Genomic DNA, 15646 nt, shown 5'->3' on the forward strand with positions numbered 1-15646 from the left:
TCGGTGCCTGGCACCACGGGGACACGGGCTCAACCATAGACGCTAGGCGCTGCGTGCCGGCATCGCACGCAGCGAGGCGGCGATGGCGTCGCGCAGCGGCTTGGCGCGCAACTGCGCGTCATAGGGGCAGGGGCGCTGCGGCAGCTTGTCCTTGCGCGGCGCTTCGTCCCAGGTCTGCAGCCAGCTCACATTGTCGGACAGGCCCCACAGCAGGAAATCCTTCACCTGGCGGTAGGAGAGCGTCACGTCGAGGAAATCCCTGGCCAGCGCGGCCACGCCGGCGTCGCGCATCGTGATGTCGGCCGGCAGCATGCGGTCGTTCACGTCGAATTCCGTGATGAGGAGGTCGTAGCCCATGCCGGTGACTTCGTCGAGGAAGGCGCGCCAGTCGCGGATCGGGTCGGTCTGCTGGCGCACGTCGTCCCACGAACCGATGTGGCTCTGGATGCCCAGCGCGTGCACGGGCGTGCCGCGCTTCTTCATTTCGGCCAGCATCTTCAGCACGCCGGCGCGGTGCTTCGCGCTGCCGGCATCCTCGCGCATGTAGTCGTTGTAGACCAGCTGCGCATGCGGCGCCTGCTCGCGCGCCACGCGGAAGGCGAAGTCGATCTGCTCGATCGCGCCCATGCGCTCCGTGAACACGTTCTTGCGCATCTCGCCGGTCTCCGGTTCGACCGCCTCGTTGACGACGTCCCAGCTGTAGATGCCGGTGCCGTAGTGCTTGCAGACGGTGGTGATGTGCTCGCGCAGCAGCCGCTCCGCTTCCTTCGAGCCCTGCCCGAAGTCGTGCGCCGTGACCCAGCCGGGCAGCCATTTCGCCGGTTGCCACACGAGGTTGTGGCCGCGCACCTGCATGCCTTGCTTGCGCGCCCACGCATACATCTCGTCGGCCGGGCCGAAGTTGAACTGCCCCCGTTTCGGCTCCAGCGCCGGCCACTTCGTTTCGTTCTCGGCCACGATGACATTGCATTCGCGGGCCATGAGCGCGCGCTGCGCGGGGTCCTTGAAATAGCGGTAGCCGAGTGCGTTACCGAAGCGCATGCCCTTGGCGGCGGCGATGGCTTTCAGCGGTTCGGAATCGGCGGCAAACAGCGGGGGAAGGGCGGCGGCGCAGGTGGTGCCGGCCAGAAGGCGCAGCATGTCGCGGCGGGTCGTGGTCATATCGTCTCCAGTGGGGCTCGATGGCCGTTTTTAGTTGTAGCGTGCCCGCGAAGGTTACGCTAACATCGCAGAAGGTGCAAACGGTTGCGCTACCAAAAAACAACGGAGACTAATTTGCGAGTTCTGAAAGGTGCGCTGGCGGCAGTGGTGTCGCTGGTCGTCGTGCTGGCGCCCGCGCATGCGGTGGAAGAGGATGGCTATCAGCTCTGGTTGCGATACCGCCCCCTTGCGAACGCTGGCCAGGCGCAGCAGGCGGCCAAGGCGATCGTCTATCCGGACAAGGCAACGCCGACGATCCAGGCGGCCATCGATGAACTGCGCCGCGGGCTGCAAGGCTACACCGGCAAGGCGCCCGCCACCGGTACGCAGGTGAGCGCCGGCGCCATCGTGCTGGCAAAGGCGGGGCAGCTGCCGCAGGGCTTCGCCGCCGACGCCCTGGCCGACCTTGGCCGCGAAGGCTACCTGCTGAAAAGCGCCACCGTGCAAGGCAAGCGCGTGACGGTCATCGCCGCCAACGAAGACATCGGCCTGCTGTACGGCGCTTTCGGCCTGCTGCGCGCACTGGGCACCGGCAAGCAGCTGGCCGCGCTGGACGAACGGTCGACGCCGAAACTGCAACTCCGGGTACTGAACCACTGGGACAACCTCGACCGCACGGTGGAGCGCGGCTATTCCGGGCAGTCGATCTGGAACTGGTGGGAATTGCCGGCCATCCGCGAGCGACAGTATGTCGACTATGCGCGCGCCAATGCCTCGCTGGGCATCAACGGCACGGTGCTGAACAACGTGAACTCGAAGGCCGAGATCCTGACCGCGCCGTGGATCGCCAAGGTGGCCGCGCTGGCGGACGTGCTGCGCCCGTACGGCATCAGGGTCTACCTGTCGGCACGCTGGTCCACGCCGCTGGAGCTGAACGAAACGAAGACGGCCGACCCGCTCGCGCCCGAGGTGGCGGCGTGGTGGCGTGCCAAGGCGGACGAGATCTACCGCGCCATCCCCGACTTCGGCGGCTTCCTCGTCAAGGCCAATTCGGAAGGGCAGCCGGGCCCGCAGGACTATCACCGCACGCATGCCGACGGCGCGAACATGCTGGCCGCCGCGCTGGCGCCGCACAAGGGCATCGTGATGTGGCGCGCCTTCGTCTACGCGGCCGAGAAGCCGGACGATCGCGCCAAGCAGGCCTACGACGAATTCAAGCCGCTGGACGGCAAGTTCGCCCCGAACGTGCTGGTGCAGGTGAAGAACGGCGCCATCGACTTCCAGCCGCGCGAGCCGTTCCACCCGCTGTTCGGCGCCATGCCGGGGACACCCCTGATGATGGAATTCCAGATCACCAAGGAATACCTGGGCTTCGCCATGCACATGGCCTATCTGGGCCCCCTGTTCGAGGAAGTGCTGAAGGCCGACACGATGCAGCGCCCCGGCGGCCTCACCGTGGCGCAGGTACTGGAAGGCGAGGACCATGGTCCGGGCGAACACGGCCAGCGCCCGACCGGCATGGCCGGCGTGGCCAATATCGGCAGCTCGCGCACGTGGAGCGGCTCGCACTTCGACCAGGCCAACTGGTATGCGTATGGCCGCTTCGCCTGGGACCCGCGGGGCAGCGCGCGTGCTTTCGCCGACGAGTGGGCGATGCAGACGTTCTCGCGCGACCGGCAGGCCGTCACGCGCATCGTCGACATGATGATGCGCTCGCGCGAGGCGGTGGTCGACTACATGACGCCGCTCGGCCTGCACCACCTGATGGATACCGGCCACCACCACGGCCCCGGCCCCTGGGTGGACAACCTGGGCCGGCCCGACTGGAACCCTACCTATTACCACAAGGCGGACAAGGGGGGCATCGGCTTCGACCGCACCGCCACCGGTTCCAATGCGCTCGCGCAGTACGCGCCGGACGTTGCGCGGCGCTGGGCCGATCCGCGCACCACGCCGGAAGAGCTGCTGCTGTGGTTCCACCACCTGCCATGGGATTACGCGATGCCGTCCGGCCGCACGCTGTGGGCCGAGCTCGTGGCACGCTACGACCGCGGCGTGGCCGAGGCCGAAGGCTTGCGCATGCGATGGCAGCAACTGAAGCCGGCCATCGACGAGCGGCGCTTCGACGAGGTGGCGCAACGTCTCGACCAGCAGGTGAGCGAAGCGCAATGGTGGCGCGACGCATCGGTGGCGTATTTCCAGTCCGTGTCCGGCCTGCCGCTGCCGCCGGGCACCCGCGCGCCCGCGCGCACGCTGGAACAGTACAAGGCCATCAAGTTCCCCTACGCCGCCGGGCACCACTGACCTGCACTGCAAAAAAACATTTCCTGGGCAACATTAGCCGGGGCGGCGATTGACCCATGTGTGCGCTAACAACGCCGTTGCGGCGATGTTAGAATGACAGATGCGTGACAGATACGTGTCCTGGGCGGACGCGCTATGCTAGAGTCCGCCGATAACTATTCCATAAGCAAAGTCCGATGACGAAATTACAGGCGAAAGCGCACGGCGCGCCGGCGGATGCGCCGACGGCGCGCAAGGGCGAGAAGCCCGGGGTGCCCACGATGTCCGACGTGGCCAAGCTCGCCGGCGTGTCGCCGATGACGGTGTCGCGTGTGATGAACGGCGACCCGAACGTGCGCCCGGCCACGCGCCGCAAGGTAGACGAGGCCGTGGCCGCGCTGAACTATGTGCCGAACCAGGCCGCGCGCCGTCTCGCCGGCGCGCGGGCGATACGCATCGGTTTCCTGTACTCGAACCCGTCGGCAGGCTACCTGAGCGAATTCCTCGTGGGCCTGTTGAACCAGGCCAGCATCCACAACGTGCAGCTCGTGGTCGAGAACTGCGAGGATGGCCACACGTGGGAAGCGCATTCGCGCCGGCTGATCGATAACGGAGTCGACGGCATCATCCTGCCGCCGCCGCTGTGCGATACGCCGGAATTGATCGAGCTGATCGCGCAGGCCGACATGCCGGCGGCCGTGGTCGCCTGCGGCCAGCCGGACCTGCGCGTGGGGGCCGTGTCGATCGACGACTACCAGGCCGCCTACGACATGACGAGCCACCTGATCTCGCTGGGCCACCACCGCATCGGCTTCGTCATCGGCCATCCGAACCAGACGGCTTCGGCCCGTCGCCTCGAAGGTTACAAAGCCGCGATCGCCGACAGGGGCGCCGACGCTTCGCCCGAACTGGTGGTGCAGGGCATGTTCACGTACCGCTCCGGCCTCGATGCGGCCGAGATCCTGCTGGGGCTGGAACAACGCCCGACGGCCATCTTCGCCAGCAACGACGACATGGCGGCCGCGAGCGTGGCCATCGCCCACCGCCTGGGCCTGGATGTGCCGGGCGACCTTACCGTGGCCGGCTTCGACGATACCGCGCTGGCCACCACGATCTGGCCCGAGCTGACGACCGTGCGCCAGCCGATCGCCCAGATGGCGGAGACGGCCGTGCAATTCCTGGTGCGCCAGATCCGCGCCCAGCGCGACGGCGCGGCCGAGCAGCCGGAACATATCGTGATGGACTTCTCGCTGATCCGGCGGCAGTCCGATGCCGCGCCGCGGCGGCGGCCCAAGCTGGCCGGCAAGACCGTCGAGGCATAACGGGGCAAACCCCATCCTCCCGAAAACATTGCCGGGAAAATGGGGACAGACCCCATTTTTCAGGCAACTTTTTTCCGCGCCGGCGCCGGCACGATCGTCACCGTACACGTCGTCCCCGCCACCAGCGGCACATCCTTCGGCACCGCATCGAGGGCGATCCGCACGGGAATGCGCTGCGCCAGCCGCACCCAGTTGAAGGTCGGGTTTACGTCGGCCAGCAGTTCGCGGCCGGTGGCGGCGTCGCGGTCGGTAATGCCGCGGGCGATGCTTTCGATATGGCCGCGCAGCGCCACGCCATCCATCAGCTGCACGTCGACCGCAGCGCCCGCTTTCAGCATGGGCAGGCGGGTTTCCTCGAAATACCCCATCACGTAGTACGAGGCGCTGTCGATCAGCGCCAGCTTCGGTGCACCCACGGCGGCGAAGTCGCCCGGGTGCACGAGCAGGTTCGTCACGTAGCCGGAGACGGGCGCGCGCACCACCGTGCGCTCCAGGTTCAGCTTCGCCAGGCGGCGCGCGGCCTGGGCGCCGCGGTACTGGGCGACGGCGGTGCCCACCGCGTAGGTGGCCGATTCGCGGCTTTCGGCGGGGATCACGTCGTCCTCGAGGGCCGCGCGCCGCTGCGCCTCGCTGCCGCGGCGCGTGCGTTCCACCTGCTGGGCGGCCAGCGCGGCGTCGGCGGCGGCCAGCGCGTTGGCATAGCGTTCGTCGTCGACCACGAACAGCACCTCGCCCTTTTGCACGAACTGGTTGTCACGCACGCGCACCTCGGTCACGATGCCGGCCACGTCGGCGCCGATCGTCACCACGTCGGCGCGCACGCGGCCGTCGCGCGTCCACGGCGACTCCATGTAATGGTCCCATCCCGCCTTGCCGGCATACAGCGCGGCGATGGCGAGCAGCAGGGTGACGGAGATGCGAAAGAGCTTGGCGACGAGAGGCACGGTGGGTTTTCCGGTTGGGTGGAGGACGATGGTCAAGGGTTGAGAGTTACGGGTAAAGGGTGGCGGTGAGGCCGCCGAAAATGCAAACGAACAGCGCAAGCCGCGCCAGCGCGGGGTGCCACAGGCGGCGATAGATGCCGGCGGCGCCGAGCAGCCGGTCCAGCGCGCCCTGGAGCAGCACGCTGGCCAGGAACAGGGGCAGCAGCGTCGGGATCAGCAGGCCGAAAATCGAAAGTTCACGTGGCATCGGGAGTTCCGTCGAAGTGATGCTGTGGCACCTGGTCCAGCAGCGAGGTGTGGATGGAATGCAGGGCGGTCAGCGCCAGCCGCAGGCGCTGCGCTTCGTCGCCGGCGGCGTGCTCCAGTGCGCTGCGCACTGCCGGGCCGGCGTCCTTCAGCACATGGATCGCGGCGGTACGGGTATCCTCGCGCGGCGCCGCGAGGTAGGCGGCGATCGCCTGCAGCGTGGCCGCCAGCACGCGGCCGCTGGCGCCATCGCCGATGTCGCGCGCGAGGCCGCGCAGCTCGATCACGGAATGACCCATTTCAAGCAAGGTCAGGCCCTGTCGCACCACGGCGCGTGTCTCGGGCGAGGGGGCCGGTCCGGCGGCCGCGTTCAGCTGTGCCAGCAGGTCGCGCACCCGGTTATCGAAGCGGTGCCGCAGCCGTCCGCCGTCCTTGCGCAGCCGCGCCGTGCAGGTGCCTTCCGCTTCGCGCCACAGCGCGGCCGCGACGTACGCGCGGCTGCCCATCGTGTGCCCGGGCAGCACCACCTGGAAGATCACGAAGGCCAGCAGCACGCCGCCCACCTGGCCCAGCATATTGTTGATGACGGCGCCGGCGTCGTGGTGCATCACGTTCATGGGCGCCAGGAACTGGCTGCTGAACATGGCCATGCCTACGCCCATGCCGGTGCGTTTCGGATTCGTCATCAGCCAGGCGGCGAAGGCCAGCAGCGGCGCCGCGGCCAGCATCAGCATCGGATAGCCATCGGCGCGGGCGACCAGCAGGAATTCGGTGGCACAGGTGAGCGGCGCACCAAGCATGAAGCCGGCAAGCACCTGCTTCACCATGGCCGTCGGGCGCGGCGAGCTGGAAGCCAGGCCGCAGAAGATCGTCGTCATGACCAGCGCGTTGGCCAGCGGCGCCCACGCCAGCCAGTACCACAGGGCGCAAGCGGCCACCATGGCACAGGCCGCGCGCGCGCCGCTGGCCAGCACGATGGCGGGCGGCGTTTTCGGCGCGTAGGCACGCGGTTCGGTGACCTGCATGCGCCGCCGCTGCGCCAGCTCGTCGTGGATGGCCACGAACGCGGCCAGGTCGCCGGCAAAGCGCGCGGCCAGTTCCACCGCGGTGTCGAAGTCGATACGCCAGCGGTGCGCGGGGTCCGCGGGCAGCCTGGCCCGGCCCGCGGCGGCCGCGGCCGCGATGGCCTGGGGCAGCGCGGGGAGCGCGGCCGGGTCGCCCAGCGCGCCGGCCAGCAGCGCCTCGATCGGCTCGACCAGCGCCGGCACGGGCGAGGCGGCTTCGTGGCGCTGGCGGTGCAGCAGGCGGTGCAGCGTGTAGAACGTGGTCAGCGCCGCCATGAATGCGGCGTTGAAGGCGTGCAGCTGGCGCGTGCGCGCCGGCCCCGCTTCGAAGAACGCGGCGGCGCGGCCCGATTCGAGGGCGGCGATATCGGCGGCGAAGCGCAGGTGATTGAGTTCCGCGTCGGCCGGCGGCAGGCGGTGTTCGAGCACCTGCCGGCAAAAGCCCAGGAATCGCTCATAGCGCGCCTGCACGGTGCGCATCACCTGGTGGCCGTGGGAGCGGGGCAGCAGCACGTCGTGCACGGTCGCCGCCGCCAGGACGCCGATGCCCACCTCGGTGGTGCGCGTGATGGCCAGCGCGAACACGCTGGCCGGCGCGTCGAGGGCCGGCACGATGATCATGGCGGCCGTGTAGCCGGCCAGCACGAAGCTGTAGGATTGCTGGTTGCGGTGCATGGCGGCGCCCGCGGTGCACAGCGCGATCCACAGCGCCAGGCCGGCGAACAGCGGCGGCGCCTGCTGCGGAAACAGGGCGACCAGCGCCAGCGCAGCGGTGCAGCCGACGATGGTGCCGAGCAGGCGATACAGCGCCTTTTCCAGCACCATGCCGGACGAGGGGAGGGCCAGCACGAAGGTGGTCGTCATCGCCGTCATCGGCGAATCGAGGCCCAGACGGAAGGCCAGCCACAGGGCGCCGAAGGCAGCGGCCAGCGTGCGCTCCACGAACAATACGCGTTCGCCGTCGGAAGCGGCCCAGCCGCGCAGTTCGCGCGCGAGCCAGAGGTGGAGGGGGAGCGGGGCAGCTGCGGGTTCGGGGGTCATCTTTTATTCAACGACCCCGCCGCAGCAAGGGAGCGTTATATATTGTCCAAGTTTTCCAGCTGCCGGGTGAACAGCTGCTCCTGCAATTTCAAGTCTTCCGGCGCGAACCCGTCATAGGCGCGGGTGGTGCGGCCCCACACTTCCGGCATCACCTGCTCGATCAGGGTACGGCCGTTATCGGTCAGCGAGATCATCACGCAGCGGCGGTCGCCCGGGCGATTGCCCCGCGTGATCAAGCCCTGCGCTTCGAGGTCGTTGCACACCCGCGTGAGGTTGGCCGGCTTTTCCATGCAGGCCTCGCCCAGGTTGGACGCCGTCGACGTCTCGCCGTCCGAACCGTACAGCACCGCCAGCACCATGTAGCTGGCATCGACCAGGTCGTACTTGCGCAGGACCGCGTTCGACAGGTCCTTCATCCGTTTCTGCACGTGGTACGTCATGCGGAGCAAGCGCATCAAGTCTTCCGGGAAAGCCGGAATCCGTTCGTGGATCGTCTTCAGGCGCTTGTTCGTCGCGTCGAAACTGCTCATTGGCGCACTCCTGTGCAATAAATCTGTCAATACATGGATTGTACTAGTGGTTGCACAATGGTAAATTGTTTTTAGATGTCATCGCCCTGCTTGACACCCCCTCCCAACGCTGTCATCAGGCTCGCGAAATTGTCCAGCCGCTCGCTTTCCACGCGCAGCAATTGCTCTTCTTCACCCAGCAGTATCAGCTGCTTTTGCAGGGCGTCCGTGGCATCCGTGATGCCGGCCTGGTATGCCTTCGCGGCGAGTTCATGAGCCCGTCTGGCGGTCGCCAAAGCCCGTTCCGCCAGGCTTTGCTGCTCATCCGAGGACTGTATCTTTGCTACAACATCGGCCACTTCGGCCAGCGCGCCGACCAGGATACCGTTGTACTGCTCGACCGCCGCGTCATAGGCCGCCGTGTCGGCAGTCAGCTGGCTGCGCAGGCGGCGGCCCTCGAACAGTGGCAGGCTGAACGCGGGCGTGACGCCGAGCGTGCGCGCCGAAGCGTCGAAGAAGCGCGTAAAGCCGAACGATTGCAGGCCTGCGAAGGCCACCAGATCCAGGTTCGGATAGAACGCCGCGCGGGCGCCGTCGACGCGCTTGCCGGCCGCTTCCACGCGCCAGCGCATGGCGGCCACGTCCGGCCGGCGGCCCAGCAATTCCGCCGGCAGCGCGCTCGGCAGGGCGGCGGCTTGCCGCAGGGCCGGCACCGGCCGGGCGATCCTCTCGGCGTCGCCCGGTCCCTTGCCGACCAGTGCCGCCAGCTGGTTGCGTAGCACGGCGATCGATTCACCGATCCGCTCGTGCTCGCGCCGGCCAGCCGGCAGCGTGTTTTCCACCGTGGCCACGTCGATCATGCTGGCCAGGCCGGCGGCCTGGCGGCGGCGCACGATGTCGAGCATCTTCTGCCGCTGCGCCAGGCTCTCGGCGATGCTGTCCTGCTGCGCGTGGCGGTACCACAGCTGGACATAGGTGCGTACCACGGCCGACTGCAGCGACAGGCGCGCCATCTGCGCTTCGGCCGCGGCGGCACGGGCGTCGCCGAGGGCCGCCGCCAGCATGTCGTGATGGCGACCCCACAGGTCGAGATCGTACGAGCCGTTCAACGTTGCCGAGTTGTACCAGGCCCAGTTGCCGGCAAGTGGCGCGGGAACGCTGCCGTGCGCCGGGAAGCGGTCGCGGCTCGTGCTCGCACTGACGCTTGCCTGCGGCTGGTGCGCCGCCTCGACCACGCCGGCCAGCGCTTCGGCCTGGCGCACGCGCGAGCGTGCCGCCTTCAGGCCGGGATTGCGGGCCAGGGCGGCCTCCATCAGGCGGTCGAGCTGCGGGTCCCCGAAGGCATGCCACCACTGTTCGTTCGGCCATTGCGCATCGGGCGCCACGGCGGAATCGATCGCGCTGCCTGCCGCCAGGTCGCCGGCCGGCAGGCGGCGCGCTTGCGGCTGCACACTGCCCATGTCGGCACAGCCGGCCAAGGCGGCGGCGAAGGCGGCGGCCAGGGCGATGGCGGCAGCGCGGCGCGTACGCGTCATCAGCTCAGGCACGTCCCGTTCAGTTCGCGTAGTGCTTGCGGGTCTGCGCCACGTCCATGTCGGCTTCGGTTTCGATCAGCGTGCCATTCTTGCGCGCTTCGATGACCTGGGCCTGCACTTCGGCGCGGGTCAATCCGCGCTGCTTCGGCGCCTGTTGGGTGGTCACGGCGGCGACCGCGGTGGCCGTGCTGGCCGCGGCGGTCGCCGTGGCGTTGTCTTCGGCAGCGAAAGCGGTGCCGGCGGCGGCAAGGGTGACGGCGGCGATAAGGGTGTAAGCGGTTTTCATGATGAGTCCTCCTGTTCGATGGACTAAGTATATGCCTGAAATATTCATTAGTGAAATAAGATGTTCTGATAAGTGGAATTCAGCGACGAAATATTTCGACAAACCGTGTTGCCAAAAATCGGGGTCTGACCGCGATTTTTGGAAATGTTTCTCAACATCGGGGTCGGACCCCGGTTTCAGGAAATATTGTGGATTGCAGCTCGGGAGGAGGGTGCCTTCGGCGCAGCTTCCTTGGGTGCGACGCCGTTCGGGACGGGCTGTTAAAGTCTTTGCAAGGCCGCGCAGGCGGCGATGCAATCACAGGAGGCAGTCATGTCAGGAAGCAGCACACTCGACCCCGATAACTTCCCCACGGCGCCAGACCGCGTGGTGGGGCGGGGCCACGGCACGGGCGCCCTCGGCCCCAGCGACACGTCCGATTCGGGCAGCGATATCCAGGGCGGCTCGGGCCTGGCGCAGCAGATCGAGGAAAACTACCTCGATGGCGGCACGAACGAGGATCTGGATGAAAACACGGCGGGCGGCACAGCCGGCCCGGACGTTGGTGATGCCGACCTCGACAGTGATACGGACGCGGGCGGCACGGGCGAGCGCGCCACGGTCGGCCGCGATACGACGGCGCCGGATGGGGCCGACATCAACGTCGACCATATCGAAACGGTGCCGCTCTCGGGCCGCGATGCCGATGACATAGAACGCGGCGCGTAAGCAGGGCGAAGCAAGGAAACGGGGCCGTGAAGGCCCCGTTGTCATTCCTGCGGCAAGCCGCGTCAGGCCGCGTCAGGCCGCGACTGCCGTCTTCACCACCGGTTTCGAGAACTCGAAACGCTTGATTTCACCCACCAGGAACAGATAGCACAGCACCGTCACCAGGGCATTGCCGCCCACGAACACGAGCGCGCCGTAGAACGAGCCCGTGGCCTGGAGGATGAAGCCGATCACGATGGGCGTGGTGATGCCGGCCACGTTGCCGAACATATTGAACAGCGAACCACTCATGCCGCCGGCCTGGCTGGGCGACGTGTCGCCGACGACGGCCCAGCCCAGCGCGCCGATGCCCTTGCCGAAGAAGGCCAGCGCCATCACGGCCACCACCACCCAGTCCTGCTCCACGTAATTGCACAGCACCATCGTGGTGGCCAGCAGCATGCCGCCAATGATCGGCGTCTTGCGCGCCACCGAGGTGCTGTAGCCGCGCTTGATCATGCGGTCCGAGATGATGCCGCCCAGTACACCGCCGAGGAAGCCCGCCACGGCCGGCAGCGCGGCCACGAAGCCGGCCTTCAGGATCGTCATGTGCCGTTCCTTCACCAGGTAGACCGGGAACCACGTGAGGAAGAAGTAAGTCAGCGTGTTGATGCTGTACTGGCCGATGTAGATACCCAGCAGCATGCGCGACGACAGCAGCTGCTTCAGGCAAGACCACGTGTCGATCCGCGGCCGGTCGGCCGGCAGCAGGCCCGTCGTTTCCAGGTCGACCAGCGCGCCGCCCTTTTCGATGTGCTGCAGCTCGGCGGCGTTGGCGCGCGGGTGCTGGCGCGGGCCGTGGACGAACTTCAGCCATGCCAGCGCCATCACGATGCCGAGCGAACCCATCACGAAGAACACGCTTTCCCAGCCGAACGAGTGGACGAGCCAACCCATGATCGGCGCGAACAGCACCGTGGCGAAGTACTGCGCCGAGTTGAAGATCGCGGCCGCCGTGCCCCGCTCGGCCGTCGGGAACCACGAAGTCGTCAGACGACTATTGCCCGGGAACGACGGCGCCTCGGCCGCGCCGACGATCAGCCGCAGCGTGAACAACATCATCACGGCCGCGCCGCCGCTGAAGAAGCCGACCCAGCCCTGTGCCAGCGTGAACAGCGACCAGAAAAAAATCGAAAAGAAATACACGATCTTGGTGCCGAAGCGGTCCAGCAACCAGCCGCCGGGCAGCTGGCACAGCACGTAGGACCAGGAAAAGGCCGAGAAAATCAGGCCCATCTGGACGGGCGTCAACCCCAACTGCTTGCTCAGCTCGGGGCCAGCGATCGAAATCGTGGCGCGGTCGGCGTAGTTGATCGTGGTGACGATGAACAGGATCGCGAGAATCGTCCAGCGTACGTTGGTGGCCTTGATGGCCGGGATGTGCTTGCCCATGGAGTCTCCCAAAGCCCCCTTGACGGTTTTTGGAGGGAAATGTTGTCAGTCGTCGTACAACTACGAGCAGTATAGCGATCGAAATCCGAGCAGTGCAAGTGTTTTAACGATAAATATTTGACTGATGAATTATGTGGGATGGGCCATCGGTGCCGGCGAAACGGGGCCAGCAAAAAGGGCTGCCGAGGCAGCCCTTCACAAGCACGCGGCGGTAGCGCTCAGCTGTTCTTCTGTTCCCCGGTGCCGTTCTGCCTGGACAGCATCCACGCAGCGGCCGCCAGCACGCCGCCGCCCAGCAGCGCATAGCGCAGCGGCTTCGAGCGCGTCACGCGCGTATAGGGCGAGGTTTCCGCGACGTCGCCCATGCCGAGGCGTTGTTGCAGCTCGGCTTTCTCGTCCGGCGAATGGAGCGCATCGCGGCGCAGCCAGCGCGACGGTTTCTTGCTGCGCTGCTGTTCCCACATCTGTGTTTCGCCCATCTTGTCGAACAGGCGCGGCAGGTGGAACGCGCCCACCGCATTGGCCTTCGCGGCACCGCCCACGTAGACGTCGCGTTTCGGGTTTTGCGCGGCGTCCAGGATCGCCTCGGCCACCAGCTCAGGGGCGTAGATCGGCGGCGGCAGCTTCGGTTCCACGTCCATGTAGTTCTTCGCGTGCACCGTGAACATGGTGTCGATCGCCGCCGGCTTGACGAGCGTGACCGAGATCGGCGCGCCTTCCTTTTCCAGTTCCATGCGCAGCGCATCCGTGAAGCCCTTCACGGCGTGCTTGGAGGCCACGTACATGCCCTGCAGCGGCACGGCCGCCTCCGACACTTCGCTGCCCAGGTTGATCAGCGCGCCGCCTTCCTTGCGCAGGTGTTTCACGGCTTCCGTGGAGCCGTTCACCACGCCCCAGAAATTGGTCTGGAACAGGCGGTGGGCATCATCCTCGGAGACGTCCTCGATGCGGCCGAAGATCGACACGCCGGCATTGTTGACCCAGGTATCGATGCGGCCGAAGCGCTTGATCGCCGCCTGGGCGAGTGCCTTGACTTCATCCTTGCTGCCGACATCGGTGGGCACCACGAGTACCTCGGCGCCGCGCTGGCGCATCTGGTCTTCCAGGTCTTGCAGTGCCTGTTCGGCGCGGGCCGCCAGCACCAGTCTGGCGCCGCGCGAGGCGGCCATGCGCGCCGTCGTCAGGCCGATGCCGCTGGTGGCGCCCGTGATCACGATCACCTGTTGCGAAAGGGTTTTCAAGCGCATGCTATGCTCCTTGATCTGTCGAATATTGGAATGGTTGGTCGGGTTATCGTACCGGCACTGCCATTCCGGCGTCACACCATTCCACCAGTCAATACCGAGCCGGGCCGATACTTCCGCACTCGTCAGGAAGCGGGTGCCATCACTTCGGCCAGCCAGTCGGCGAACACGCGCACCCGCGGCGATAGTTGCCGCTGGCGTGGATACAGCACACTGACCGGCAGGGCGGGCGGCGGCCACGCCGGCAGTACTTCGCGCAGCGCGCCCGACGCCAGCAGATCGCGCACGTGGTAGCGCGGCAGCTGAGCCAGGCCCAGGCCGCCGGCGCAGCAGGCGACATAGGCTTCGCCGCCGTTCACGCTGACCCGCCCGGGCAACTGCAGCGTGCGCAGTACCCCATCGACGATGAATTCGAATGGCAGGTTGCGGCCGCTGGCGGCCGAATACCAGTTGACGGCCTGGTGGTGCCGCAGTGCCTCCAGCGTGGCCGGGGTGCCGTGCCGCTCCAGGTAGGCCGCGCTGGCGCAGGTGGCTTGCGCCAGCGTGGCCACGCGGCGGCCCACCATCGAGGAATCGGCCAGTTCGCCCACGCGCAGCACGCAATCGACGCCTTCGCCCACCAGGTCCACGTGGCGGTCGCCCATGCCTACCTCCACGTCGATGCCCGGGTAGCGGTCCATGAATTCGTGCAGCCGCGGCAGCACGTAGAAACGGCCCAGCGTGGGCAGGTCGACCCGCAGCCTGCCCTTCGGCAGCACGCCGCGGTGGCCGAAGCCCGCCTCGGTTTCCTCCACGTCGGCCAGGATGCGCAGGCAGCGCTGGTAATAGGCCTGGCCATCGGTGGTGGGCGACACCTTGCGCGTGGTCCGGTGCAGCAGTTGCACGCCAAGCCGCGCTTCGAGCTGGCGGATCGCATGCGTGGCCGTGGCGGCCGGCAGCTTCAGGTCGTCCGCCGCCTTGCTGAAATTGCCCAGCTCGACGATGCGGACGAAGAGTTTCATGGCATCAAATCGGTCCAAGATTATCGCGGTCCATGATTATTGTTAAAAATTGAATGATGCATGCAAGAGTATCGTATTTATCGTCTGCGCTGCATGATCCATACTGGCCGCATCGAAACCAGCCAGGAGTGCAGGACATGAACACGAACGAACAGGTCGCCATCGTCACCGGGGCATCGCGCGGCATCGGCGCCGCCATCGCGCGCCGCCTCGCCGAGGACGGCTACGCGGTGATCGTCAACTATGCGGGCAGCGCGACCGAGGCGGCCCAGGTGGTCGCGGACATCGAAGGGAAGGGCGGCCGCGCGGCCGCCGTGCAGGCCGACGTGGCCGACCCCGTGGCCGTGCGCGCGCTGTTCGACGCGGCGATCGAACGCTTCGACCGCGTGGATGTGCTGATCAATAATGCCGGCATCCTGCCGTCTCGGCTGCCGCACCTTGCCGACACGGACGACGCCACCTTCGACCGGCTGCTGGCCGTGAATGTGAAGGGCACGTTCAACGCGCTGCGCGAAGCGGCCACCCGCCTGCAGCGCGGCGGGCGCATCGTCAATTTCTCGACCAGCGTGGTCAAGCTGGCGCTGCCCGGCTATGCGATCTACGCGGCCACCAAGGCCGCCGTGGAAACGATGACGAACATCCTGGCGAAGGAATTGCGGGGCAAGGAGATCACCGTGAACGCGATCGCGCCGGGTCCCACGGCCACGGACCTGTTCCTGAACGGGAAGAGCGACGAACAGGTCGCGCGGCTGGCGAACATGGCGCCGCTGGAACGCCTGGGCCGCCCCGAGGATATCGCCGAAGGCGTGGCGTTCCTGGCGCGGCCCGGCGGCTGGGTCAACGGCCAGACGCTGCGCGCCAACGGCGGCATCGTCTGACCGGAGGCATGGCC

14 protein-coding genes are annotated in these 15646 nt (G+C 67.2%); 4 read left to right on the forward strand and 10 right to left on the reverse strand.

Going from position 1 to position 15646, the window contains the following annotated elements:
- Positions 1-42: 42 nt before the first annotated feature.
- On the reverse strand, positions 43-1161 hold the full coding sequence (locus V6Z91_RS15090) for an endo-1,4-beta-xylanase (protein WP_338771696.1): 1119 nt from the start codon (positions 1159-1161) through the stop codon (positions 43-45).
- Between the two features lie 114 nt (positions 1162-1275).
- Between V6Z91_RS15090 and V6Z91_RS15095 the strand changes: the two genes are divergently transcribed.
- Together V6Z91_RS15095 and V6Z91_RS15100 are read left to right on the forward strand one after the other, a co-directional pair.
- Positions 1276-3444, forward strand: a complete 2169-nt coding sequence (locus V6Z91_RS15095) for an alpha-glucuronidase family glycosyl hydrolase (protein WP_338771698.1) — start codon at positions 1276-1278, stop codon at positions 3442-3444.
- Positions 3445-3620: 176 nt separating this feature from the next.
- Entirely contained in the window at positions 3621-4745 is a 1125-nt protein-coding gene (locus V6Z91_RS15100; RefSeq protein ID WP_338771700.1) for a LacI family DNA-binding transcriptional regulator, read from the forward strand.
- 59 nt (positions 4746-4804) lie between these two features.
- Here V6Z91_RS15100 and V6Z91_RS15105 read toward each other — a convergent pair whose 3' ends face one another.
- The 6 genes from V6Z91_RS15105 to V6Z91_RS15130 all read right to left on the reverse strand — a co-directional run bounded on the left by V6Z91_RS15105 (position 4805) and on the right by V6Z91_RS15130 (position 10370).
- Positions 4805-5689, reverse strand: coding sequence for an efflux RND transporter periplasmic adaptor subunit (locus V6Z91_RS15105; protein ID WP_338771702.1), 885 nt, complete (start codon positions 5687-5689; stop codon positions 4805-4807).
- A gap of 46 nt (positions 5690-5735) precedes the next feature.
- Positions 5736-5936: a DUF1656 domain-containing protein gene (locus V6Z91_RS15110; protein ID WP_338771703.1), complete on the reverse strand. Its 201-nt coding sequence runs from the start codon at positions 5934-5936 to the stop codon at positions 5736-5738.
- Positions 5926-8040, reverse strand: a complete 2115-nt coding sequence (locus V6Z91_RS15115; protein ID WP_338771704.1) for an FUSC family protein — start codon at positions 8038-8040, stop codon at positions 5926-5928. Before V6Z91_RS15115 ends, V6Z91_RS15110 begins: the two co-directional genes overlap by 11 nt.
- A gap of 35 nt (positions 8041-8075) precedes the next feature.
- The gene (locus tag V6Z91_RS15120) at positions 8076-8570 is read right to left on the reverse strand and encodes a MarR family transcriptional regulator (protein WP_338758336.1); all 495 of its coding nucleotides are present in this window, start codon (positions 8568-8570) and stop codon (positions 8076-8078) included.
- A 71-nt stretch (positions 8571-8641) separates the two neighbouring features.
- Positions 8642-10084: an efflux transporter outer membrane subunit gene (locus tag V6Z91_RS15125; RefSeq protein WP_338758338.1), complete on the reverse strand. Its 1443-nt coding sequence runs from the start codon at positions 10082-10084 to the stop codon at positions 8642-8644.
- Positions 10085-10103: 19 nt separating this feature from the next.
- Positions 10104-10370, reverse strand: a complete 267-nt coding sequence (locus V6Z91_RS15130; protein ID WP_338758340.1) for a DUF4148 domain-containing protein — start codon at positions 10368-10370, stop codon at positions 10104-10106.
- 312 nt (positions 10371-10682) lie between these two features.
- Between V6Z91_RS15130 and V6Z91_RS15135 the strand changes: the two genes are divergently transcribed.
- Entirely contained in the window at positions 10683-11078 is a 396-nt protein-coding gene (locus tag V6Z91_RS15135) for a hypothetical protein (protein WP_338758342.1), read from the forward strand.
- Between the two features lie 72 nt (positions 11079-11150).
- On the opposite strand, the gene V6Z91_RS15140 is transcribed toward V6Z91_RS15135, so the two are convergent.
- The 3 genes from V6Z91_RS15140 to V6Z91_RS15150 form a co-directional block, all read right to left on the reverse strand.
- Positions 11151-12509 (reverse strand): MFS transporter, encoded by a 1359-nt coding sequence (locus V6Z91_RS15140; protein ID WP_338758344.1) that lies wholly within the window; start codon positions 12507-12509, stop codon positions 11151-11153.
- 218 nt (positions 12510-12727) lie between these two features.
- Entirely contained in the window at positions 12728-13756 is a 1029-nt protein-coding gene (locus V6Z91_RS15145) for an SDR family oxidoreductase (protein ID WP_338758346.1), read from the reverse strand.
- A gap of 122 nt (positions 13757-13878) precedes the next feature.
- A complete protein-coding gene (locus tag V6Z91_RS15150) occupies positions 13879-14772 on the reverse strand; it encodes a LysR family transcriptional regulator (protein WP_338758348.1) in 894 nt (297 codons plus the stop codon).
- Positions 14773-14891: 119 nt separating this feature from the next.
- On the opposite strand from V6Z91_RS15150, the gene V6Z91_RS15155 reads away from it, so the two are divergent.
- Positions 14892-15632 carry an SDR family oxidoreductase gene (locus tag V6Z91_RS15155; RefSeq protein ID WP_338758350.1) on the forward strand — a complete coding sequence of 247 codons (741 nt, stop codon included), beginning with the start codon at positions 14892-14894 and terminating at the stop codon, positions 15630-15632.
- Positions 15633-15646: the final 14 nt, after the last annotated feature.

This window comes from Massilia sp. METH4, assembly GCF_037094685.1.
Lineage (GTDB): Bacteria > Pseudomonadota > Gammaproteobacteria > Burkholderiales > Burkholderiaceae_D > Rugamonas.